Origin of the sequence: Mycobacterium sp. MAC_080597_8934 (assembly GCF_000523975.1) — a bacterium.
GTDB classification, from domain to species: Bacteria; Actinomycetota; Actinomycetes; order Mycobacteriales; family Mycobacteriaceae; genus Mycobacterium; species Mycobacterium avium.
On record NZ_JAOS01000019.1, the window covers coordinates 238320 to 262164 of the forward strand.

The following is a 23845-nucleotide window of genomic DNA, read 5'->3' on the forward strand; positions in this document are numbered from 1 at the left end:
ACCGTCCACCGACCGCGTTGACTCGTCGGAAATGCGCGCGTATGGATGGGTCGTTGCCTCATGGGAAATGCGCGCGTACGCCCAGTGGATGGGGTTGACGTTGGCACAGCGCAGAGCAATCACCGAGGCGGCTGCGACCCGCTACCAGCAGGCGAGCAAGCGCGGGAAGGGCCGGATTCTTGACGAGTTGTGCGCCAATACCGGGTGGCACCGAAATCACGCGCGCAAGGCGTTTAAAGCGGCGCTGCAGCCCAAGAGCATTCAGGAGCCTCAACCCACCCAGGAAGGTCAGGAAGCGCGTGTTGTATCTCTCCGGCTCACAAGTGATTACGAACGCTTGTTGTACGTCGTTTTGCCGGCGTTTCATCTGATGACCGACGTGCTCAAACTGTTCGATCAACTCTCAAAGACGCCGACATGAGATTAGCGAATTCGGTACTCAGCCATGCGATCCGAGTGGCACCATTCCGGTATGACTTACTCGTTTCGCAACTGATTCAGGCTGGACGCTAGCCGGGTCGATTCCAAAGAGTCTGAGCTTGAACCGGATGGCGACGGCGGGGAAAAGATCGTTATCGGGAGAAACTACCGACTGCCCGCGAGGTTATGATCCGGATGGAAACTGTCCCTAACCTGCGGCGATGAGTTTTAAATCTGCTGGGGAAACGCAATTCGTGGTCAGCTCAACGTGTGTTCCGAAGGGTCGAGAGGGTCAGGAATTCATAGCGATTGGTCGGCGCTCACCCTTGCGCCACAACGTGTTTCGTCAGATCGCGGTGAGAGACGCTCGCCGAATCCCTACTCGGGAGTCGTGCTCGTGCGCGATCTATTTCTTGTCGCGCGGTAGTCGGCAGCCCGTGTAGCCCGACACAACGAGGTTTCCCCGGTAACCCACTTTGATGAAGATGCCGGTGGGGCCGTAGAAGCCGACGTCGTGGTTTCCGGGGTTGTTCTGCATCACCTGGATTTCAGTGGCGTCGATCTTGGCCGCGGCTTGTTTGGCGGCCTCTTGGATGGTCGCCCACTGCTGCTCGGAGACCGACACGTTGGCGGCAACTTGATCCGGCAGGAAGTAGCCTCGCCCGTCCGTTTGTTCATACGGTTTTTCGCAGCCTAAGCCTGAGCCCTCGTGCGGTGTTTCCCACGTAACCGAGGGGACCACTTTGCCTGCTGCCGCAGTGATTTCGTTCATGGCGGCCTGGACCTGAGCTTGGGTGTCCTCGAACGACGGCAGAGATTTCAGCACTTGCAGGGCCTTGGCGGCGTCGTTGGGTGGTGTCGGCGCATCGGGTTGGTTCACGTGGCATCCTCCTGCGGCTAGTGCAATTGCGGCCACGGCCGTGCACAGGATCCGGTGGCGTTGTTGGTTCTGGCGTCGTGTCATCTGGTGGTCGCTCACTTCGTGATAACCGCCTTGTCTCCCAGGCCAGCGAGGACGGCGAATCCTGGGGCTGTTCTTCTCGATCCTGACCCTGATCGTCGTCATCGTCATCCCCAGCAAGAAATGACGGGACGGCGCCAGCTAAGGCTAGCGGCCCAGTTGTGAAAGAACTTCGGCGACAACGGAATCCAGTTCCACCGACACCTGCGAGCCGGTCTGCAGATCCTTCACGCCCACCGTGCCGGCGTCGATGTCGCGATCGCCGAGAACCAGGGCGATGCGGGCACCGGAGCGGTCGGCCGCGCGCATCGCGCCCTTGAGCCCCCGCGCGCCGTAGGCCATGTCGACGCGCACGCCGGCGGCGCGCAGCCCGGCGGCCAGCACGGCCAGCCGCAGCTTGGCCTGATCGCTCAGCGGGACGCCGAAGACGTCGCAGCGCGCCGCCGAGCCCACGCTCTTGCCCTCGGCGCGCAGCGCCAGCAGGGTACGGTCCACGCCGAGCCCAAAGCCGATGCCGGACAAGTCTTGTCCGCCGAGCTGACGCATCAGCCCGTCGTAGCGGCCACCGCCGCCGATGCCGGACTGGGCGCCGAGACCGTCGTGCACGAACTCGAACGTGGTCTTGGTGTAGTAGTCGAGCCCGCGCACCATGCGCGGGTTGATCACGTAGGGCACCCCGAGCGCGTCCAGGTGCGCCAGCACGGTGTCGAAGTGCTGCTTGGCCGCATCGGAGAGGTGATCGAGCAGCACCGGCGCGTCGGCCGTCATCGCCCGCACCTCGGGCCGTTTGTCGTCGAGGACGCGCAATGGATTCAGCCGAGCGCGCCGCCGGGTTTCTTCGTCGAGGTCGAGACCGAACAGGAAGTCCTGCAACAGTTCCCGGTATTGCGGACGGCAGCTGTCGTCGCCCAGCGAGGTGATCTCCAAGCGGAACCCGTCCAGTCCCAGCGAGCGGAACCCGGCGTCGGCGATGGCGATCACCTCGGCGTCCAGCGCGGGGTCGTCCACCCCGATCGCCTCCACACCGACCTGCTGCAGCTGGCGGTAGCGACCGGCCTGGGGGCGCTCGTAGCGGAAAAACGGTCCCGCATAACACAATTTGACCGGCAGCGCGCCCCGGTCCAGGCCGTGCTCGATCACCGCGCGCACCACTCCGGCCGTACCCTCGGGCCGCAGCGTTACCGAGCGGTCGCCGCGGTCGGCGAAGGTGTACATCTCCTTGGACACCACGTCGGTGGATTCGCCGACGCCGCGGGCGAACAGCGCGGTGTCCTCGAAGATGGGCAACTCGATGTCGCCGTACCCGGCGCGGCGGGCGCCGTCCAGTAGGCCGGAGCGGACCGCGACGAACTGCGCCGAGTCCGGCGGCACGTAGTCGGGCACACCCTTGGGAGCGCTGAATTCCGGCACGGGCTACAGGCCTTCGAGGAACGGGTTGAGGCGCCGTTCGGCGCCGATGGTGGTGGCGTTGCCGTGCCCGGGCAGCACCACGGTGTCGTCGTCGAGCACCAGGAGTTTGTCGACGATCGACGTCAGCAGGTCGCGTCCGCTGCCGCCGAACAGGTCGGTGCGTCCCACCGAACGTTCGAACAGGGTGTCGCCGGTGAACACGACCTGCTTGTCCGACGACACCCGGAAGCACATCGATCCGCGGGTGTGCCCCGGCGTGTGGTCGACGTTGACGGTGACGCTGCCCAGGTCGAGCTTGTCGCCGTCCCGGTCCAGCTCGACCACCTGCCTGGGCTCCCGGAAGAAGGCGCCCGCCGCCAGCTGCGCCAGCCGCGGACCCAGGCCGTAGATGGGGTCTTTCAGCATGAACCTGTCCTCGGGATGGATGTAGGTCGGGCAGCCGTAGGTGTCGGACACCTTCTGCGCCGACCACATGTGGTCGATGTGCCCGTGGGTCAGCAACACCGCCGCCGGGGTCAGCCGGTGCCGGTCCAGGATGCGCCGCAACGGGCCCATCGCCCGCTGCCCCGGGTCCACGATCACGGCGTCCGTCCCCGGCCGCTGCGCCAGCACATAGCAGTTGCACGCCAACATGCCGGCGGGAAATCCGGTGATCAACACGGTTCCCAGTTTCCCACGGGGCCCACTTGACACGGCTCGCGGCGCCCACATTAGCCTGAGCTGGCCAGCTGGGGCAGCAAGATTCACCGACCATGGAGGCATAGCGGCCGTGCCGACCAACGAACAACGACGCGCCAACGCCAAACGCAAGCTGGAACGGCAGCTGGAGCGCCGCGCCAAGCAGGCCAGGACGCGACGGATCCTGCTGATCGCGGCCGGCTCGATCGTGGCGGTGGCGGTGATCGCGGCGGTGGTCGTCACGGTCCTCAACAACAGGCACGAACACAAGGCCAGCACCGCGGCACCGTCCACCAGCACCGCCGCGCCGGAGACCACGACGCCCGGGCAGCCGAGCCAGGTTCCGCCGCTACCGCCGTTCAAGCCGTCGGCCGACGTGGGCGCCAACTGTCAGTACCCGCCGTCGCCGGAGCCGGCGGCCAAGCAGGTCAAGCCGCCCCGCACCGGCAAGGTGCCCACCGATCCCGCACAGGTGAGCGCCAGCATGGTGACCAACCAGGGCCACATCGGCCTGATGCTGGCCAACAACGAATCCCCTTGCACCGTAAACAGTTTCGCGAGTCTGATCGGTCAGAAGTACTTCGACAACACCAAATGCCACCGGCTCACCACCTCGCCGTCCCTGGGCGTCCTGCAGTGCGGCGATCCCAAGGGCGAGGGCACGGGCGGACCGGGCTACCAGTTCGCCAACGAATACCCGACCGACCAGTACCCGCCCAACGACCCCAAGGCGCAGCAACCCGTCCTCTACCCGCGCGGCACCCTGGCCATGGCCAACGCCGGGCCCGGCACCAACGGCAGCCAATTCTTCATGGTGTACAAGGACTCCCAACTGCCGCCGCAGTACACCGTTTTCGGCAAGATCCAGGACGACGGGCTCGCCACGCTGGACAAGATCGCCAAAGCCGGTGTCGCCGGGGGCGGCGAGGACGGGGCCCCCGCCACCGAGGTCACCATCACCTCGGTGCTGCTCGACTGATTCGCGCCGTCGACGGCTTATGGTCATGGGGTGACGCTGGATCCGGACTCGTTCGGTCACTACCGAATCCTGGAGTTGCTGGGTCGCGGCGGGATGGGGCGGGTGTACCGCGCCTACGACGCGACGACGGACCGGGTGGTCGCGCTGAAGGTGCTGCCGCCGCACCTGGCCGAAGACCAGGACTTCCAGCAGCGTTTCCGCCGGGAGGCACGCATCGCCGCCGGTCTCAACGACCCGCACGTGGTGCCGATCCACGGCTACGGCGAGATCGACGGCCGGCTCTATGTCGACATGCGGCTGATCGAGGGCCGGGACCTGGCGCACTACATCACCGAAAACGATGGCCGGCTCAGCCCGCAGCGGGCCGTCGCGGTGATCGAACAGGTTGCGGCGGCGCTGGATAGCGCGCACCGGGCGGGGTTGATCCACCGCGATGTCAAGCCGATGAACGTCTTGGTCACCACCGCACGCGATTTCGTCTATCTGATCGACTTCGGCCTGGCCCGCGCGCAGGCCGACACGGCGCTCACCCAGACCGGCGCCACCATGGGCACCGTCGCCTACATGGCCCCCGAGCGCTTCACCGGCACCACCGATCACCGCGCCGACGTCTACTCGCTGGCCTGCGTCTTGCACGAATGCCTGACCGGGAAGCGCCCGTTCGCCGGCGACAGCCTCGAAGAACAGCTCAACGCGCATCTGAACACGGCGCCACCGCGGCCGTCGGCAACCGCGCCGGAGGTGCCTGCGGCCTTCGACGCGGTGATCGCCCGCGGCATGGCCAAGGACCCCGAGCGGCGGTACCAATCGGTGACCGAGCTGGCCGAGGCGGCCAGGGCCGCCCTGGCGCCGGGGGCGGTCGAAAAGCCTTCCGCGCCAACGCCGCAACCCCGGGCTGCGCGCCGGGTGCGGGCGGCCGTCGTCGGCGCGTCGGCCCTGACGCTGGCCGTGGTGGCGGCGGTGGTCGTCGCGATGGTGACGCACGGCCACGGCTCGCGCGGGCGGCGCCGAAGACGCCCGGCTCCCCGGCACCCGGCCGGACCGCGCCGCCGCTGCCGGCCTTCGTGGCGCCGCCGGACCTGGGCGCCAATTGCCAATACCGGGCGGTGCCGGATCCGTCCTCGCGGCCGGTCAGCCCGCCCCCGTCGGGCCGGGTGCCGACCACGCCCGGACAGATCGGCGCGGTCATCGCCACCAACCTCGGCGACATCGGCATCAACCTGGCCAACTCCGAATCACCCTGCGCGGTCAACAGTTTCATCAGCCTGGCCCGGCAGCGGTTCTTCGACAACACCCAGTGCGCCCGGCTGGTCGACTCCCCCGACGGCGGATCGCTGTTGTGCGGCGGCCCCGACGTGGACGGCTCCGGCGGCCCCGGCTACGAATTCGCCGACGAGTATCCCGCCAACCAGTACCGGCCCGACGACCCCGCGCTGCGAGCGACGCTGCTGTACCCGCGCGGCACCGTCGTGATGGCCACCGAGGGCCCCAACACCAACGGCAGCCAATTCGCGTTGATCTTCCACGATTCCGAGATGGACCCGCAGAGCACGGTTTTGGGCACCATAGACCCGGCCGGGCTGGCGACGCTGGACAAGATCGCCCGGGCCGGCATCGCCGGTAACCGGCCGAGCGGCCCGCCGGCCAACCCGGTGACCATCACCTCGGTGCGAATCGGCTAGGGCTCAGGCGGCGGAGGTCACCCGGTAGACGTCGTAGACGCCTTCGACGTTGCGCACCACGTTGAGCAGGTGGCCGAGGTGCTTGGGGTCGCCCATCTCAAAGGTGAAGCGGCTGATGGCAACCCGGTCACCGGAGGTGGTGACCGACGCGGACAGGATGTTGACCTTCTCGTCGGCCAGCACCCGGGTGACGTCGGACAACAGCCGGTGCCGGTCGAGCGCCTCGACCTGAATGGCCACCAGGAACACCGACGACGGCGACGGCGCCCAGTGCACCTCGATGATGCGCTCGGACTGCTGCTGCAGCGAGGCGGCGTTGGTGCAGTCGGTGCGGTGCACGCTCACCCCGCCGCCGCGGGTGACGAACCCCATGATCTGGTCCCCAGGCACCGGCGTGCAGCATTTGGCCAGCTTGGTCAGCACGCCCGGGGCACCGGGCACCGACACGCCGACGTCGTCGCTGCTGCGCGGGCGGCGCAGCATGGTGGTCGGGGTGGACCGCTCGGCGAGGTCCTCCTCGGCCTGGTCGATGCCGCCGAGCTCGGCCAGCAGCCGCTGCACCACGTGCCGGGCCGACACATGCCCCTCACCGATCGCGGTGTAGAGGGCCGACACGTCGGCGTAGTGCAGTTCGCGGGCCACCGCGCTCATGGATTCGGCATTGACCAAGCGCTGCAACGGAAGTCCGCCGCGGCGCACCTCGCGGGCCATCGCGTCCTTGCCGGCCTCCAGGGCCTCCTCGCGCCGCTCCTTGGCGAACCACTGCCGGATCTTGGCCTTGGCCCGCGGTGACACCACGAACTGCTGCCAGTCCCGCGACGGGCCGGCGTTGGCCGCCTTGGAGGTGAAAACCTCGACGACTTCCCCGTTTTCCAGCTTGCGTTCCAGCGCCACCAGCCGGCCGTTGACCCGGGCGCCGATGCAGCGGTGCCCGACTTCGGTGTGCACGGCGTAGGCGAAGTCGATCGGCGTCGACCCGGTGGGCAGGGTGATCACGTCGCCCTTGGGGGTGAACACGAAGATCTCTTGTACCGCAAGGTCATAGCGCAGCGACTCGAGGAATTCGCCCGGGTCGGCGGCTTCCCGCTGCCAGTCGAGCAGCTGGCGCATCCAGGCCATGTCGTCAATCTCGGCGGCGGCGTGCGGGTGCGGAACGCCGTTGCGGCCCTTGGCTTCCTTGTAGCGCCAGTGCGCGGCGATGCCGTACTCGGCGGTGCGGTGCATGTCGCGGGTGCGGATCTGCACCTCCAGCGGCTTGCCCTCCGGCCCGACGACGGTGGTGTGCAGCGACTGATAGACGCCGTAGCGCGGCTGGGCGATGTAGTCCTTGAACCGCCCGGCCATCGGCTGCCACAGTGAATGCACCACGCCCACAGCGGCATAGCAGTCCCGGATCTCGTCGCACAGGATGCGGATGCCGACCAGGTCGTGGATGTCGTCGAAGTCGCGGCCCTTGACGATCATCTTCTGGTAGATCGACCAGTAGTGCTTGGGCCGGCCCTCCACCGTCGCCTTGATCTTCGACGCGTTCAGCGTGTTGATGATCTCGGCCCGCACCTTGGCCAGGTAGGTGTCCCGCGACGGGGCCCGGCCGGCGACCAGCCGGACGATCTCGTCGTACTTCTTGGGATGCAGGATGGCGAACGATAGGTCCTCCAACTCCCACTTGACACTGGCCATACCCAGCCGATGGGCAAGGGGCGCAATGACTTCCAGCGTCTCGCGGGCCTTGCGGGCCTGCTTCTCCGGCGGCAGGAACCGCATGGTGCGCATGTTGTGCAGCCGGTCGGCGACCTTGATCACCAGCACCCGCGGGTCGCGGGCCATCGCGGTGATCATCTTGCGGATGGTCTCGCCCTCGGCGGCGCTGCCCAGCACCACCCGGTCCAGCTTGGTCACCCCGTCGACCAGATGACCGACCTCTTCGCCGAATTCCTCGGACAGCTGGGCCAGGGTGTAGCCGGTGTCCTCGACGGTGTCGTGCAACAGCGCGGCCACCAAAGTGGTGGTGTCCATGCCCAATTCGGCCAGGATGGTGGCGACGGCCAGCGGATGGGTGATGTAGGGGTCGCCGGAGTGGCGCAACTGGCTGGCGTGCCGCTGGTCGGCGACCTCGAAGGCGCGCTGCAGCAGCTGCACGTTGGCCTTGGGGTAGATCTCGCGGTGCATCGCCACCAGCGGCTCCAGCACCGGGTTGAGCGTGCTGCGCTGGGCGGTCATCCGCCGGGCCAGCCGGGCGCGGACCCGGCGCGACGCGCTGCTGGACGTCTTGAGCGATTCGGTCGGCGGCTCGGGAGTCTCGATCACCGGGTTGGGCGGCGACTCCGCCGGCGCGTCAAGCGCTTGCGCCGCGCTGTTTTCCTCCGCCACGATGCTCACCTCCGAATTCGAGGATATCTCCGATGTCGCGGGGCTACTGGCAAGTCAGGCTGTGCACCGGCAACGGCGCCAGCGCCGCCCGCCCGCCCAGCGCACCGAGTTCGAACACCACCGCCGCCGCGGTCACGGTGGCGCCGGTGCGCCGCAGCAGCCGGGCCGCCGCGGCCAGGGTACCGCCGGTGGCCAGCACGTCGTCGATGATCACGATGCGCCGCCCACGCAGGTCGATGCCGTCGGCGGGGATCTCCAGGGTGGCGCTGCCGTATTCCAGGTCGTAGCGCTCGGCGTGCACCGGCGGCGGCAGTTTGCCGCCCTTGCGGATGGCCAGCACCCCGGTGTGCAGCCGGTCGGCCACGGCCGCCGCGACCAGGAACCCGCGCGAGTCGATGCCGGCCACCAGGTCGGCGCCGGACGCGTGCCGGGCCAGCGCGCCGGTGACGGCGGTCATCGCCGTCGCGTCGGCGAACAGCGGGGTGAGGTCCTTGAACTGGATGCCGGGCTTGGGGAAATCGGGCACCTGCCGGGTCAGCGACGCGACGAGCTCCGCGACCGGCGTCGCTTCGCCGGCGTCCGTCATGCCGACCTCACTGCACCAGGGCCCATCGGTCCATGTTCCACCCCGCGCCCCACCGGGTGGGGTTCTTGCTCACCGCGTACATCTTCTTGGAGATCAGCAGGGTGCGCTGCTGCCGGTACAGCGGCAGCGTGGGCAGGTCGCCCCACAGCACCGGGGCGGTCTCGGCCAGCAGCCGGACCCGCTCGGCGGGGTCGGCCGACACCGCCAGCGCCCCGATCGCGTTGTCCACCTGCGGATTGGAGTAGCCGGACAGGTTGTTGCCGTTGCCGGTGTGCAGGGCGTAGGCGTCCATCGCCGACGACCCGCTCGACCCGCTGCCGGTCGCCCCGCCGGTGCTGGCCAGCAGCGCGTCGATCTTGCCGTCCCGCAGCGCCTGCGGGCCCGCGCTGTCCAGGGTGACCCCGGAGACGGTGATGCCGGCCGGGGCGCAGGCCTTGGTGATGACGCCGACGTTGACCGCGAGCCGGGCGTTGGGCCCCTGGTAGCCGATGCGCACCGCGAGCGGCGCGCCGCCCAGCGCCTCGCGGGCGGCGAGCGGGTCGGCCTTGCCGAACGGGGCGGCCTCGGCGGCGCCGTCGCCCGCGGAGACGGCGTCGTCGACGGCCGGGTCCAGGCGGGAGTTGGCGATCGGCGTCCCGGCGTCCTTGGCCAGCACGTCGCGGGGGGTGCACAGCGCGAACGCGCGGCGGGCCTTGGGCGCCGACAGCGGCCCCTGCGGGGCGAAGATCAGCTGCTCGATGCCGTCGGAGGGGGCGTCGGAGCGGTCGTAGTTGTCCGGCGTGGCCAGCGTACCCGAGGAGCCGGCGGCCACGTCGACCACGTCGACGCTGCGGTTGTTGACCCGGTCCTGGATGTCGGGGCCCTGCGGCCACACGGTGATCCGCTTGGTGATGGCCTTGGGGCCCCACCACCGGTCGTTGGCGACCAGCACCACCGCGCCGCCGTCCAGGACGGCCTGCAGCTTGTAGGGCCCCGACGACGGGAAGTGCTTGACGATCTCCTCACCCTTCAGCCCGGGTTTGAGGTCCCAGATGGTGTTCCACAGCCTGGCGATCTGCGCCACCAGCGGCGCGTTGTGGCTGAGCAGGGCCGCGGTGACGTCGACGTTGAGCTGGTCGGCGATGACGTGCGACGGCATCAGCGTGGTCGCGGTGAACAGCTGGTTGTAGTCGACGATGCCGCGGTCGGGGACGAAGGACACCCGGGCCTTCTTCTGCCCGGGCATGCATTCGACGTTGGCGATGTCGAGGTAGCCGGCCTGGGTGGCGGCGTTGAACTCCGGGTACCGGCCGGACTGGGCGGCCCAGGCCAGCACGATGTCGTCGCAGGTCACCGGCTTGCCGTCGGAGTAGACGGCGTTGTCGGCGATCTGGTAGTCGAGCACCAGCGGGGTGCCGCCGACCACCGAGACGGTGCCGAAGTCGCGGTCGGGGACGGTTTGCCCGTCGGGGCCGTGATAGCTGAACCCGACGAGGGTGCGGGCGAACGCCTGCGCTCCGGCCGAGGCGGCGCCGACGACGGTGTTGGGGTTGTAGCTGCTCAGCGGCCCGTCGACGACGTAGTCGATCTCGGCCGCGGCGCTGCCCGCGCAGCCGGCCAGGGTGACGCCCGCGACGACCAGCACGGCCACACCGATGCCCACCCACCCCGTCAGGCCGCGACGGCCGATGCGGATGGCCACGTGTCTACCGCCGGCCGATGTTCCGCTTGCCGGTCGGACGCCGGGCGCCGGTGGGCCGCACCGGGCGGGCGCCCGGCGCCGGCTTGCTCGGCGCGGGCCGGGACGACCGCGACTCCCGCTCGGCCTCGGTGGCCTCGTCCCCGGACCCGGCGGGAGTCTCGGCGGCGTCGTCGGCGGTGCTCTCGGCGCTCGCCCGCGCGCCGCCGGCGCGCCGCTTGAGCACCCGGCGGGTGTGGGTGCGCACCAGCTCGGTGCGCTCGCGCAGCGTGACCAGCAGCGGGGTGGCGACGAAGATCGACGAGTAGGTGCCCACCAGGATGCCGACCAGCTGCACCAGCGCCAGGTCCTTCAGCGTGCCGACGCCCAGCAGCCAGACCGCCACCACCATCAGCGCCAGCACCGGCAGCACGCCGATCAGGCTGGTGTTGATGGAGCGCATGAACGTCTGGTTGATCGCCAGGTTGGCCTGCTCGGCGAAGGTGCGCCGGTTGGTGTGCTGGAAGTCGCGGGTGTTCTCCTCGACCTTGTCGAACACGATGACGGTGTCGTAGAGCGAGAAGCCCAGGATCGTCAGCAGGCCGATGACGGTGGCCGGGGTGACCTCGAAGCCCACCAGCGAGTACACGCCGGCCGTCACGGTCAGGTCGAAGAACATCGCCGCGATGGCGGCCAGCGTCATGTACCGCTCGTAGCGGACGGTGATGTAGAGCCCGACCAGCGCCAGGAACACCACCAGCGCGATCAGCGCCTTGTCGGTGATCTGGTCGCCCCAGGTCTCCGAGACCGCCGAGTCGCTGATGGCCTGCTTGCTGGGCTTGCCGTCGGCGCCCTTGGGTCCGAACGCGTCGAACAGCGCGTTGCGCAGCTTGGTGGTCTGGTCGTTGGTCAGCGTCTCGGAGCGGATCTGCACGGTGGCCGCGGCGCCGTTGCCGACCACGACCACCGACTCCGGGTCGGTGCCGAGGGTCTTGCGGAACACCTCCTGCACCTGCGCGGTGTGCACCGTGCCGTGCGTCCCGGCGGCGGGCATCGACACCGTGGTGCCGCCGTTGAAGTCGATGCCGAAGGTGAAGCCGCGCAGCGCGATGGACAGGATCGCGACCGCGACGATCGCGCCGCTGATGCCGAACCACAGCCGGCGCCGCCCGACCACCTCGAACGCGCCGGTGCCGGTGTAGAGGCGGGACAGGAAGCTGTGCCGCGGCAGCCCGGCCGCGGCGGCGTCGCTGTCGGTCAATTCCGAAGCGCCCGAAGAGGTTTCGGTGATCTCGGTCGCGCCCTTGGCGGCTTTGGAGGCCTTGGAGGAAGTCATCGCTATCCCTGTCCCGTGCTCACGTGCGCCGCCGCCCGGCGTTCGCGGGCGACCTGCTGAACAGCGCCCAGGCCGTTGTAGGCCGGCTTGGCCAGCGTCGGCGACTTGGACGCCAGGTATACCAGCGGCCAGGTCACCAGGAACACCACCACCAGGTCCAGGATCGTGGTGAGGCCCAGCGTGAACGCGAAGCCCTTCACCTGGCCGATGGCCAGGAAGTACAGCACGGCCGCGGCCAGGAAGGTGACCGCGTTGCCCGAGACGATCGTCTTACGCGCCCGCGTCCAACCGCGGGGCACCGCCGAGCGGAAGGTGCGGCCTTCGCGGATCTCGTCCTTGATGCGCTCGAAGAAGACCACGAAGGAGTCGGCGGTGGTGCCGATGCCGATGATCAGACCGGCGATGCCGGCCAGGTCCAGCGTGTAGTTGATGTACCTGCCCAGCAGGATCAGGATCGCGAAAACCATTGCGCCCGAAGCGGCCAACGACAGCGCGGTGAGCAGGCCCAGCACCCGGTAGTACAGCAGCGAATACAGCAACACCAGCAGCAGGCCGATGGCACCGGCGATCAGCCCGGCGCGCAGCGAGGTCAATCCCAGTGTGGCCGAGACGGTTTGGGCCTCCGATGACTGGAAGGACAGTGGCAACGACCCGTACTTGAGGACGTTGGCCAGCTGCTTGGCGGTGGCCGCGGTGAAGGGCGGGTCGCCGCCGCTGATCTGGGTGCGCCCGCCCGGGATCGCTTCCTGGATCATCGGGGCGCTGACGACCTGGGAGTCCAGGGTGAACGCGGTCTGGGTGCCGATGTGGGCGGCGGTGAAGTCCGCCCAGGTGTTGGCGGCGGCGGGTTTGAACTGCAGGTCGACGACGAAGCCGATGCCGCGCTGGTTCTGGCTCGCGCTGGCGTCCTTGATCTGGTCGCCGCTGATGATCGACGGGCCGAGCAGGTAGGCCACCTTGTGGTCGGTCGAGCAGGTGATCAACGGCTGGGCGGGGTCGTCGTTGCCGGCCAGGATGTCGTCCTTGTCGCAGCGAGTGGCCTGGAATTGCAGGGCCAGGAACTGGATGCCCTGACGGGTGCTCTGCCGCCACTTCTTCTCCTCGGCGATGCGCTCGGCGAGGTCCTTGCGCGGATCCGGCGGGGCGGGTTGCTCGCCGGGCGGCGCCTCCCCTGGAGCCGGGGCCGGAGCGGGCGCCGGGGCCGGGCCGGGCGCCGGGCGGAGCGGCGCCGGGCCGGCCGGCGCCGGGCCGGAGCGGCGCCGGCTGGGCGACGGCGCGGTCCTGCGGGTAGGCCGCGGCTGAGCGGTGCGGCGCCGGCTGGCGGCGCGGGCTGGCGGCGCGGGTACGGCTGGCCGGGGGCCGGCTGCCCCGGCGCGGGCGCGGCTGGCCCGGTGCGGCTGGCCGGGCGCAGGTTGCCCGGGCTGGCGCGGCGCGGGCTTGGGCTCGCCGCTTTGCGCCGGCATCGAGTTGAGCACCGGGCGGATGTAGAGGCGGGCGGTCTGGCCAGGTTGCGGGCCTCGTTGCCGTCGTTGCCGGGGACCGTGATGATCAGGTTGTCGCCGTCGACCACCACCTCCGAACCCGACACGCCCAGCCCGTTGACCCGGGCGCTGATGATCTGCTGCGCCTGGGCCAGCGCCTCACGGCTGGGCGCCGACCCGTCGGGCGTGCGCGCGGTCAGCGTGACGCGGGTGCCGCCCTGCAGATCGATGCCGAGCTTGGGCGCGGCCCGCTTGTCCCCGGTGAGGAACACCAGCAGGTAGACGCCCACGAGCAGCAGCAAGAAGACCGAGAGGTAGCGGGCGGGGTGCACCGGCACGGACGACGATGCCACGTTCCTTCAATCTCCTCGAGAATCGGTTCCTTGCCCCGGACAGAGCCTAGAAAAGACTACGTGGCCGCGGCCCGACGGTTGCGCGAGCGGTCCGCCGGCGCGGCATTCGGCGCGGGATGGCCGTCAGGAATCCTTGCTGACCGAGCCCTCGCCGGCGGAATCGTCGCCGTCGACCAGGTCGTCCTCGTCGTCGGGCAGGATCCGGTCGCGGATCGCCAGCTTCATCCAGGTGGTCACCACACCCGGCGCGATCTCCAGGTCGACGGTGTCGTCGGTGAGCCCGACGACGGTGGCCTGCAGCCCGGACGTGGTGTGCACCCGGTCCCCCGGCCGCAACGACTCGTGCAGCTCGATGGTGGCCTGCATGGCGCGCCGCTGCCGGCGTGACGCGAAGTACATGAACCCGCCCATGATGAGCAGGAACGGCAGGAACAGGATCAGACTCTCCATGGACACGCCTGTCTTTCGTCGGGATTCTCGGGGCAATCGGGGGTCGAGTGTGCCCGTTCAGTCTGGCAGGCCGCGGGTCGCGCGCGGCCGCGGTGCCCGCCGGCGCCAAGCTCGATAGGCTTTGGACGCGACGTGACACGCGCGCCGCGGGGAGGAGCAACTGGTGGCCAGGCTCGAGCAGACTCGCCGGCTGGTCACCGAGATCCCCGGCCCGGCGTCGCTGGAACTGAGCAAACGCCGCGCGGCCGCGGTGTCGCACGCGGTGAACGTGTCGGTGCCGGTGTTCGTCGCCCGCGCCGGCGGCGGCATCGTCGAGGACGTCGACGGCAACCGGCTCATCGACCTCGGCTCCGGGATCGCCGTGACCACCATCGGCAACTCGGCGCCCCGGGTGGTCGACGCGGTGCGCGCCCAGGTGGCCGAGTTCACCCACACCTGCTTCATGGTGACGCCGTACGAGTCCTACGTCGCCGTCGCCGAAACGCTGAACCGGATCACCCCCGGGGCCGGTGAAAAGCGCTCGGTGCTGTTCAACTCCGGCGCCGAGGCCGTCGAGAACGCCGTCAAGGTCGCCCGCGCCTACACCCGTAAGCCGGCCGTGGTGGCCTTCGACCACGCCTACCACGGCCGCACCAACCTGGCGATGGCGCTGACCGCGAAGTCGATGCCCTACAAGGGCGGCTTCGGCCCGTTCGCGCCGGAGATCTACCGGGCGCCGCTGTCCTACCCCTACCGGGACGGGCTGCTCGACAAGGAACTGGCCACCGACGGGGAGAAGGCCGCCGCGCGGGCCATCAACATCATCGACGGCCAGATCGGCGCCGACAGCCTGGCCGCGGTGATCATCGAACCGATCCAGGGCGAGGGCGGGTTCATCGTTCCCGCCGAGGGATTCCTGCCCACCCTGCTGGACTGGTGCCGCCGCAACGACGTGCTGTTCATCGCCGACGAGGTGCAGACCGGGTTCGCGCGGTCCGGCGCCATGTTCGCCTGCGAGCACGAGGGCATCGAGCCCGACCTGATCTGCACCGCCAAGGCCATCGCCGACGGGCTGCCGCTGTCGGCGGTCACCGGCCGCGCCCAGATCATGGACGCCCCGCACGTCGGGGGCCTGGGCGGCACCTTCGGCGGCAACCCGCTGGCGTGCGCGGCGGCGCTGGCCACCATCGAGACGATCGAGAGCGACGGCCTGATCGAACGGGCCCGGCAGCTGGAACGCCTGATCACCGAACCGCTGCTGCGCCTGCAGGCCCGCGACGACCGGATCGGCGACGTCCGCGGTCGGGGCGCCATGATCGCCATCGAACTGGTGAAGTCCGGCACCGCCGAGCCGGACAAGGACCTGACCCAGCGGCTGTCCGTCGCCGCGCACGCGGCCGGCGTCATCGTGCTCACCTGCGGCATGTTCGGCAACATCATCCGGCTGCTGCCGCCGCTGACCATCAGCGACGAGCTGCTCGCCGAGGGCATCGACATTCTCGGCGGGTTGTTGGCCGACCTGTAAACCCCGTCGGGTCTCCGGCTCGGGTGCGCAATCTCACAGACACCACGGCGGCCGGGTCATGGTGGAATACCGTTACTTTAGCTAACGTTCTATACATCAGCGCCATGTCAATGCCGACAGCGCTCATTTGACTCGTTATTTTTCATTCGCAAGGGATCTGTTATGTCGACTGCCACCCATGACGAACGACTCGACCGTCGCGTCCACGAACTCATCGCCACCGACCCGCAATTCGCCGCCGCCCAACCCGACCCGGCGATCACCGCCGCCCTCGAACAGCCCGGGCTGCGGCTGCCGCAGATCATCCGGACCGTGCTCGACGGCTACGCCGACCGGCCGGCGCTGGGACAGCGCGTGGTGGAGTTCGTCACGGACGCCAAGACCGGGCGCACGTCGGCGCAGCTGCTCCCCCGGTTCGAGACCATCACGTACGGCGAAGTGGCGCAGCGTGTTTCGGCGCTGGGCCGCGCCCTGTCCGACGACGCGGTGCACCCCGGCGACCGGGTGTGCGTGCTGGGCTTCAACAGCGTCGACTACGCCACCATCGACATGGCGCTGGGCGCCATCGGCGCCGTCTCGGTGCCGCTGCAGACCAGCGCGGCAATCAGCTCGCTGCAGCCGATCGTGGCCGAGACCGAGCCCACCCTGATCGCGTCCAGCGTGAACCAGCTGTCCGACGCGGTGCAGCTGATCACCGGCGCCGAGCAGGCGCCCACCCGGCTTGTGGTGTTCGACTACCACCCGCAGGTCGACGACCAGCGCGAGGCCGTCCAGGACGCCGCGGCGCGGCTGTCCGGCACCGGCGTGGCCGTCCAGACGCTGGCCGAGCTGCTGGAGCGCGGCAAGGACCTGCCCGCCGTCGCGGAGCCGCCCGCCGACGAGGACTCGCTGGCCCTGCTGATCTACACCTCCGGGTCAACCGGCGCCCCCAAGGGCGCGATGTACCCGCAGAGCAACGTCGGCAAGATGTGGCGCCGCGGCAGCAAGAACTGGTTCGGCGAGAGCGCCGCGTCGATCACCCTGAACTTCATGCCGATGAGCCACGTGATGGGCCGAAGCATCCTCTACGGCACGCTGGGCAACGGCGGCACCGCCTACTTCGCCGCCCGCAGCGACCTGTCCACCCTGCTCGAGGACCTCGAGCTGGTGCGGCCCACCGAGCTCAACTTCGTCCCGCGGATCTGGGAGACGCTGTACGGCGAATTCCAGCGTCAGGTCGAGCGGCGGCTCTCCGAGGCCGGGGACGCCGGCGAACGTCGCGGCGTCGAGGCCGAGGTGCTGGCCGAGCAGCGCCAGTACCTGCTCGGCGGGCGGTTCACCTTCGCGATGACGGGCTCGGCGCCCATCTCGCCGGAGCTGCGCAACTGGGTCGAGTCGCTGCTCGAAATGCACCTGATGGACGGCTACGGCTCCACCGAGGCCGGAATGGTGTTGTTCGACGGGGAGATTCAGCGCCCGCCGGTGATCGACTACAAGCTGGTCGACGTGCCGGACCTGGGCTACTTCAGCACCGACCGGCCGCATCCGCGCGGCGAGCTGCTGCTGCGCACCGAGAACATGTTCCCGGGCTACTACAAGCGGGCCGAAACCACCGCGGGCGTCTTCGACGAGGACGGCTACTACCGCACCGGCGACGTGTTCGCCGAGATCGCCCCCGACCGGCTGGTCTACGTCGACCGCCGCAACAACGTGCTCAAGCTGGCGCAGGGCGAATTCGTCACGCTGGCCAAGCTGGAGGCGGTGTTCGGCAACAGCCCGCTGATCCGCCAGATCTACGTCTACGGCAACAGCGCCCAGCCCTACCTGCTGGCGGTCGTGGTGCCCACCGAGGAGGCGCTGGCCTCGGATGACCCCGAGACGCTCAAGCCCAAGATCGCCGACTCGCTGCAGCAGGTCGCCAAGGAGGCCGGCCTGCAGTCCTACGAGGTGCCGCGCGACTTCATCATCGAGACCACCCCGTTCAACCTGGAAAACGGTCTGCTGACCGGGATCCGGAAGCTGGCGTGGCCGAAACTGAAGCAGCACTACGGGGAACGGCTGGAGCAGATGTACGCCGACCTGGCCGCCGGACAGGCCAACGAGCTGGCCGAGCTGCGCCGCAACGGTGCCCAGGCGCCGGTGCTGCAGACCGTGAGCCGCGCCGCGGGCGCCATGCTGGGTTCGGCCGCCTCCGACCTGTCCCCCGACGCCCACTTCACCGATCTGGGCGGAGACTCGTTGTCGGCGTTGACATTCGGCAACCTGCTGCGCGAGATCTTCGACGTCGACGTGCCGGTGGGCGTCATCGTCAGCCCGGCCAACGACCTGGCGGCCATCGCGAGCTACATCGAGGCCGAGCGGCAGGGCAGCAAGCGCCCGACGTTCGCCTCGGTGCACGGCCGGGACGCGACCGTGGTGCGCGCCGCCGACCTGACGCTGGACAAGTTCCTCGACGCCGAGACGCTGGCCGCCGCGCCGAACCTGCCCAAGCCGGCCACCGAGGTGCGCACCGTGCTGCTGACCGGCGCCACCGGCTTCCTGGGCCGCTACCTGGCCCTGGAATGGCTGGAGCGGATGGACATGGTGGACGGCAAGGTCATCGCCCTGGTCCGGGCCCGCTCCGACGAGGAGGCACGCGCCCGGCTGGACAAGACCTTCGACAGCGGCGACCCGAAGCTGCTCGCGCACTACCAGCAGCTGGCCGCCGATCACCTGGAGGTCATCGCCGGCGACAAGGGCGAGGCCAATCTGGGCCTGGGCCAAGACGTTTGGCAACGACTGGCCGACACGGTCGACGTGATCGTCGACCCCGCCGCGCTGGTCAACCACGTGTTGCCGTACAGCGAGCTGTTCGGGCCCAACGCGCTGGGCACCGCGGAGCTGATCCGGCTGGCGCTGACGTCCAAGCAAAAGCCGTACACCTACGTGTCCACCATCGGCGTGGGCGACCAGATCGAGCCGGGCAAGTTCGTCGAGAACGCCGACATCCGGCAGATGAGCGCCACCCGGGCGATCAACGACGGCTACGCCAACGGCTACGGCAACAGCAAGTGGGCCGGCGAGGTGCTGCTGCGCGAGGCGCACGACCTGTGCGGGCTGCCCGTCGCGGTGTTCCGCTGCGACATGATCCTGGCCGACACCACGTATGCCGGGCAGCTCAACCTGCCGGACATGTTCACCCGGCTGATGCTGAGCCTGGTGGCCACCGGGATCGCGCCCGGCTCGTTCTACGAGCTCGATGCCGACGGCAACCGGCAGCGGGCGCACTACGACGGCCTGCCGGTCGAGTTCATCGCCGCGGCGATCTCGACGCTGGGTTCGCAGATCACCGACAGCGACACCGGCTTCCAGACCTACCACGTGATGAACCCCTACGACGACGGCATCGGTCTGGACGAGTACGTCGATTGGCTGGTGGACGCCGGCTATTCGATCGAGCGGATCGCCGACTACTCCGAATGGCTGCGGCGGTTCGAGACCTCGCTGCGGGCCCTGCCGGACCGGCAGCGCCAGTACTCGCTGCTGCCGCTGCTGCACAACTACCGCACGCCGGAGAAGCCGATCAACGGGTCGATAGCTCCCACCGACGTGTTCCGGGCAGCGGTGCAGGAGGCGAAAATCGGCCCCGACAAAGACATTCCGCACGTGTCGCCGCCGGTCATCGTCAAGTACATCACCGACCTGCAGCTGCTCGGGCTGCTCTGACGGTCAAGAACGCAATCGCCCAGTCCCGTTGCGGGACTGGGCGATTGGCGTTGATCGACGGATAACTACTGCTGCGGGTGCGGCCAGCGCAGGTACGCGGCGTTGCCGCCGGCGCGGTTCTTGCGCCATCCCCGCTTCGGCTCGGGGTCGGCCGAGGTCCGCGGTTTGGTCAGCGCCCCCGAGGAGACGTCGGCCGGGTCGTAGGCCGGATCCCGGTACGGCTCAACGGCCGGCGCCGCCGGGGCGTCGGACGCCAGTGGCTGCACGTCACGGGCCAGGCGCGCGCTGGCGCGGGCCAGCACGACGCCGCCCACGAAGATGATCAGCGCGCCCAGGCCCGAGAAATAGGTGACCTCGAGCAGCGCGCGCTTGCGCTCGGTCGCGGCGATCGGGTCACCGGCCGAGCCGATGCCCAGCAGCGGGGCGAGCTGACCGCCCACCACGAACCAAGCGCCGGCCAGCACGGCCAGCCAGCCGCCCAGCATCGCCGCGACCCGGTTGCCGGCGACGATCAGCAACAGCCCACCCAGCGCGGTGGCCGCGCCCGGCGCCACCTCCAGCCAGCCGCGGGCCGAGCTCCAGGCCCAGTCTCTGTCCGGCGTGTAGGCGAAATTGAAGTGTGGACCCACAAACGGTATTAACGCCCCCCAAGCTCCCAGGATCACCAGGAGCAGTCCGCTGACCGCGCCGCGCGAGCGCGGCATGCTCAGCCCGCGGGTGTGGCCGTCCTCTGCGTATTTCATGACATCCCCTCGTTGAATACCGGCGTATTTCCGGCTGGACATGGGTACCCGGCGGTTTCCACTAGTAACCCACGCGGCGGGGTCAAAGCCACCGCCCCCGGTGGCCATTGAGGCTGGTGAGGCTGCTGTTACTGGTGAAGTCCGGCGACCCGCGGCCCTCGTCGGGGCCGCCCGCAGCCGCCCGGGGACGGTACGGCCCGCGCCCCGCTCCGCGCAGACCCACCGGCGGCACCGCCGCCGCGGCCCTCGACCCGACACCGGCGCACACACCAATGGCCTTGTGCCCCAAGAGGATTGCGTCGGTTCCCGAGGCGCCGACGGCGGCAGGGGAACGGGTTGGTGGAAGCCGGGCGCCGCGGTGGTCTCGGTCCCCGCCGGCGGTGGCGCCGACGGCGGCCCGGGCGCGCGGCGAGGTCCAGGCCAACGATTCCATCACAAAGATGTGGAGGGGCAGTAACACCGCCGGGTGGTCGAGCCGGTCAGTCGAACAGACCGGGTTGACCCAGCCCGGCGGCCCCGGCCGGGGGGACCATGCCCAAGTGTGTCCAGGCCTGGGCGGTGGCCACCCGGCCGCGCGGCGTGCGGGCCACCATGCCGGCGCGGACCAGGAACGGTTCGCACACCTCCTCGACCGTGGCGGCCTCCTCGCCCACCGCCACCGCCAGCGTCGACACCCCGACCGGGCCGCCGCCGAAGCTGCGGGTCAGCGCGGTGAGCACGGCGCGGTCCAGCCGGTCCAGGCCGAGTTCGTCGACGTCGTAGACGGCCAGCGCGGCCTTGGCGACGTCACGGGTGATCACCCCGTCGGCGCGCACCTCGGCGAAGTCGCGGACCCGGCGCAGCAGCCGGTTGGCGATCCGCGGTGTGCCGCGCGAGCGCCGGGCGATCTCCTCGGCCGCCTCGGCGCCCAGCTCGATGCCCAGGATGCCGGCCGAGCGGGCCAGCACCTGCTGCAGCTCGGCCGGCTCGTAGAAGTCCATGTGCGCGGTGAAGCCGAACCGGTCCCGCAGCGGGCCGGTCAGCGCGCCGGACCGGGTGGTGGCGCCGACCAGGGTGAACGGCGCCACCTCCAGCGGGATCGACGTCGCCCCCGGGCCCTTGCCGACCACCACGTCGACCCGGAAGTCCTCCATCGCCAGGTAGAGCATCTCCTCGGCCGGCCGGGCGATGCGGTGGATCTCGTCGATGAACAGCACGTCGTGCTCGACCAGGTTGGACAGCATGGCCGCCAGGTCGCCCGCGCGTTCCAGCGCCGGGCCGGACGTCACCCGCAGCGACGAGCCCAGCTCGGCGGCGATGATCATGGCCAGCGACGTCTTGCCCAGCCCCGGCGGGCCGGACAGAAGGATGTGATCGGGGGTGCCGCCGCGGTTCTTGGCGCCCTCGATGACCAGCTGCAGCTGTTCGCGCACCCGCGGCTGGCCGATGAATTCGCGCAGCGAGCGGGGTCGCAGGCTGACGTCGATGTCGCCTTCGCCGGGTACCAGGGCGCCCGAGACGTCGCGGTCCGACCAGTCGGCGTCATGGGCGGTCATCTGCGCCGCTCCTCCTCATCGCTTCGCTCTGCATCGTCGTCGGCGGTGGCGGTCATCGGGACTTCCCCAGCAACGACAGGGCGGCGCGCAGCGCGCCGGAGGTGCCGGCCTCGGGCTCGGCGGCCAGCACCTTGTCGGTGGCCTCCTCGGCCTGCTTGGCGGCGAAGCCGAGGCCGACCAGCGCCTCGACCACCGGGCCGCGCACCGCGTGGCCGTTGCGGGCCGCGCCCGCCGGGGCGCCCGCGGCCCCGGCCGCGCCGATCTTGTCGCGCAGCTCCAGCACCATCCGCTCGGCGCCGCGCTTGCCGATCCCGGGCACCCGGGTCAGCGCGGCGACGTCGCCGTCGTGCAGGGCCTGGCGCAGCGCGCCGGCGTCGTGCACGGCCAGCGTCGCCATCGCCAGCCGCGGGCCGACGCCCGACACCGACAGCAGGGTCAGGAACAAATCGCGGGTCTCGGCGTCGGTGAAGCCGTACAACGTCATCGAATCCTCGCGGACGATCATCGCGGTGATCAGCCGGGCCTGCGTCCCGGTGCGCAGCGTGGACAGCGTCGAGGGCGTCGCGTTGACCCGGTAGCCGACACCGGCGGCCTCGATCACGGCATGGTCGAGCGCCACCTCGAGCACCTCGCCGCGCACCGAGGCGATCATCGCGCGGCCCTCAGCGTCGCGTCCACCTTGTCCTTGTATTTCTGCCGCTGCTGGGCCGCCAGCGCCTCGGCCCGCGCCATCCGGGCGATCATCGGCGCCCGCCAGCAGTGGCAGATGGCCAGCGCCAGCGCGTCGGCGGCGTCTGCGGGTGTCGGTTTGGCTTGCAGCGCAAGGATTCTGGTGACCATGGCGGTGACTTGGGCCTTGTTGGCGGCGCCGTTGCCGGTCACCGCGGCCTTGACCTCGCTGGGGGTGTGGAAGTGCACGCCGATGCCGCGTTTGGCCGCCGCCAGCGCCACCACGCCGCCGGCCTGGGCGGTGCCCATCACGGTCGTCACATTCAGCTGGGAGAACACCCGCTCGATGGCCACCACGTCCGGCTGATGGGTGGCCAGCCAATGCTCGACCGCGTCGCTGATGCTCAGCAGCCGCTCGGCCAGCGGCGCGTCCGACGGGGTGCGCACCACGTCGACGTCCAGCGCGACGACGGTGCGACCGCGCCCGCTTTCCACCACCGACAGCCCGCACCGGGTCAGGCCGGGGTCGACGCCCATCACCCGCATTACCCGCTCCCACCTAGTAGAACAGCTGTTCGATAGCCTAGCGGCCGGCGCCGACCGGCCCGGGTAGGACACGCGGCGCGGGCGCCGATTCCCGGTCGAGACGTTACGGCGCCGCGGCCACCGAAAAGCTGTTAGCTTTAGCCCACGTTCGCTCGAGCAAGGTGGCAACGGAGGGGTTGGCGTGGGATCTCTGCTGGTCATGCTCGCCATCGTGCTGTTCATCGCGTCGATCGTGGTGCTCGTGGTGGCTTTGCGACGGCCCAAGCAACCCGCGCGCCCGGCCGGGCGGCCCGATCCGCTCGCCGCGGACGCGCTGCCGCAGTTCGGTCCGCGCCAACTCGGGCCTGGCGCCGTCGTCAGCTACGGCGGCACCGACTACATCGTGCGCGGCTCGGTCACCTACCGCGAGGGCCCGTTCGTGTGGTGGGAGCACCTGTTGGAAGGCGGCGACCAGCCGCTGTGGTTCAGCGTCGAAGAAGACGACGGGCGGCTGCAATTGGCCCTGTGGGTGACCCGCAAGGACCTGTCGCTGCGGCCCGGCGACAACTACGTGGTCGACGGCGTGACGTTCCACGAGTCCGAGCGCGGCCGCGCCTCCTACACCACCGAGGGCACCACCGGGCTGCCGGCCGGCGGCGAGATGGAATTCGTCGACTGCACCAACGCCGACGAGACGGCGCTGCTGTCGTTCGAGCGCTGGGCCCCGGACATGCCGTGGGAGGTGTCGACGGGCAAGCCGGTGTCGCCCGGCGAGATCACCGTGTATGCCGCGCCGCCACCGAGTTCGGCCTGACGCGCAGA

17 protein-coding genes and 3 pseudogenes are annotated in these 23845 nt (G+C 69.9%); 7 read left to right on the top strand and 13 right to left on the bottom strand.

Going from position 1 to position 23845, the window contains the following annotated elements:
* Positions 1 to 88: 88 nt before the first annotated feature.
* Positions 89 to 421 carry a transposase gene (locus NF20_RS09980; protein WP_033711113.1) on the top strand — a complete coding sequence of 111 codons (333 nt, stop codon included), beginning with the start codon at positions 89 to 91 and terminating at the stop codon, positions 419 to 421.
* 405 nt (positions 422 to 826) lie between these two features.
* Here NF20_RS09980 and NF20_RS09985 read toward each other — a convergent pair whose 3' ends face one another.
* A complete protein-coding gene (locus NF20_RS09985; protein WP_011725481.1) occupies positions 827 to 1300 on the bottom strand; it encodes an LppA family lipoprotein in 474 nt (157 codons plus the stop codon).
* Positions 1301 to 1433: 133 nt separating this feature from the next.
* Here NF20_RS09985 and NF20_RS28915 point away from each other — a divergent pair.
* Positions 1434 to 1508, top strand: a pseudogene (locus NF20_RS28915) (deoxyribodipyrimidine photolyase); the annotation flags it as partial.
* A 20-nt stretch (positions 1509 to 1528) separates the two neighbouring features.
* On the opposite strand, the gene hisS reads toward NF20_RS28915, so the two are convergent.
* Together hisS and NF20_RS09995 are read right to left on the bottom strand one after the other, a co-directional pair.
* Complete coding sequence (gene hisS, locus NF20_RS09990; RefSeq protein WP_033711104.1) at positions 1529 to 2791, bottom strand: histidine--tRNA ligase; 1263 nt, start codon at positions 2789 to 2791, stop codon at positions 1529 to 1531.
* Positions 2792 to 2794: 3 nt separating this feature from the next.
* Complete coding sequence (locus NF20_RS09995; protein ID WP_019734048.1) at positions 2795 to 3451, bottom strand: MBL fold metallo-hydrolase; 657 nt, start codon at positions 3449 to 3451, stop codon at positions 2795 to 2797.
* Positions 3452 to 3560: 109 nt separating this feature from the next.
* Here NF20_RS09995 and NF20_RS10000 point away from each other — a divergent pair, with 109 nt between their 5' ends.
* Together NF20_RS10000 and NF20_RS28705 are read left to right on the top strand one after the other, a co-directional pair.
* The gene (locus NF20_RS10000; RefSeq protein ID WP_031354192.1) at positions 3561 to 4448 is read left to right on the top strand and encodes a peptidylprolyl isomerase; all 888 of its coding nucleotides are present in this window, start codon (positions 3561 to 3563) and stop codon (positions 4446 to 4448) included.
* A gap of 30 nt (positions 4449 to 4478) precedes the next feature.
* Positions 4479 to 6130, top strand: a pseudogene (locus NF20_RS28705) (protein kinase domain-containing protein).
* Positions 6131 to 6133: 3 nt separating this feature from the next.
* Here the strand turns inward: NF20_RS28705 and NF20_RS10010 are convergent.
* From NF20_RS10010 to yajC, 6 genes and pseudogenes are all read right to left on the bottom strand, one after another.
* Positions 6134 to 8500, bottom strand: coding sequence for a RelA/SpoT family protein (locus NF20_RS10010; RefSeq protein WP_009977758.1), 2367 nt, complete (start codon positions 8498 to 8500; stop codon positions 6134 to 6136).
* A 43-nt stretch (positions 8501 to 8543) separates the two neighbouring features.
* Positions 8544 to 9086: an adenine phosphoribosyltransferase gene (locus NF20_RS10015; RefSeq protein ID WP_019733885.1), complete on the bottom strand. Its 543-nt coding sequence runs from the start codon at positions 9084 to 9086 to the stop codon at positions 8544 to 8546.
* Between the two features lie 7 nt (positions 9087 to 9093).
* On the bottom strand, positions 9094 to 10761 hold the full coding sequence (locus tag NF20_RS10020) for an ABC transporter substrate-binding protein (protein ID WP_050485464.1): 1668 nt from the start codon (positions 10759 to 10761) through the stop codon (positions 9094 to 9096).
* 10 nt (positions 10762 to 10771) lie between these two features.
* Positions 10772 to 12079, bottom strand: a complete 1308-nt coding sequence (gene secF / locus NF20_RS10025; RefSeq protein WP_023861193.1) for a protein translocase subunit SecF — start codon at positions 12077 to 12079, stop codon at positions 10772 to 10774.
* Between the two features lie 2 nt (positions 12080 to 12081).
* A pseudogene (gene secD / locus NF20_RS10030) lies at positions 12082 to 13913 on the bottom strand (protein translocase subunit SecD).
* A gap of 123 nt (positions 13914 to 14036) precedes the next feature.
* Complete coding sequence (gene yajC, locus NF20_RS10035) at positions 14037 to 14363, bottom strand: preprotein translocase subunit YajC (protein WP_031344283.1); 327 nt, start codon at positions 14361 to 14363, stop codon at positions 14037 to 14039.
* Between the two features lie 163 nt (positions 14364 to 14526).
* Between yajC and gabT the strand changes: the two genes are divergently transcribed.
* Together gabT and car are read left to right on the top strand one after the other, a co-directional pair.
* On the top strand, positions 14527 to 15867 hold the full coding sequence (gene gabT, locus NF20_RS10040; protein WP_023861190.1) for a 4-aminobutyrate--2-oxoglutarate transaminase: 1341 nt from the start codon (positions 14527 to 14529) through the stop codon (positions 15865 to 15867).
* Between the two features lie 162 nt (positions 15868 to 16029).
* The gene (car, locus tag NF20_RS10045; RefSeq protein WP_033717270.1) at positions 16030 to 19551 is read left to right on the top strand and encodes a carboxylic acid reductase; all 3522 of its coding nucleotides are present in this window, start codon (positions 16030 to 16032) and stop codon (positions 19549 to 19551) included.
* Between the two features lie 65 nt (positions 19552 to 19616).
* Here car and NF20_RS10050 read toward each other — a convergent pair whose 3' ends face one another.
* The 4 genes from NF20_RS10050 to ruvC form a co-directional block, all read right to left on the bottom strand.
* Positions 19617 to 20294 carry a hypothetical protein gene (locus NF20_RS10050; RefSeq protein WP_019733000.1) on the bottom strand — a complete coding sequence of 226 codons (678 nt, stop codon included), beginning with the start codon at positions 20292 to 20294 and terminating at the stop codon, positions 19617 to 19619.
* A 479-nt stretch (positions 20295 to 20773) separates the two neighbouring features.
* Positions 20774 to 21829, bottom strand: a complete 1056-nt coding sequence (ruvB, locus tag NF20_RS10055; protein WP_003872684.1) for a Holliday junction branch migration DNA helicase RuvB — start codon at positions 21827 to 21829, stop codon at positions 20774 to 20776.
* A gap of 52 nt (positions 21830 to 21881) precedes the next feature.
* On the bottom strand, positions 21882 to 22481 hold the full coding sequence (gene ruvA, locus NF20_RS10060; RefSeq protein WP_003872685.1) for a Holliday junction branch migration protein RuvA: 600 nt from the start codon (positions 22479 to 22481) through the stop codon (positions 21882 to 21884).
* Positions 22478 to 23044, bottom strand: coding sequence for a crossover junction endodeoxyribonuclease RuvC (gene ruvC, locus NF20_RS10065; RefSeq protein WP_003877574.1), 567 nt, complete (start codon positions 23042 to 23044; stop codon positions 22478 to 22480). Before ruvC ends, ruvA begins: the two co-directional genes overlap by 4 nt.
* A gap of 181 nt (positions 23045 to 23225) precedes the next feature.
* Between ruvC and NF20_RS10070 the strand changes: the two genes are divergently transcribed.
* Positions 23226 to 23837, top strand: a complete 612-nt coding sequence (locus NF20_RS10070; protein ID WP_011725491.1) for a DUF4178 domain-containing protein — start codon at positions 23226 to 23228, stop codon at positions 23835 to 23837.
* Positions 23838 to 23845: the final 8 nt, after the last annotated feature.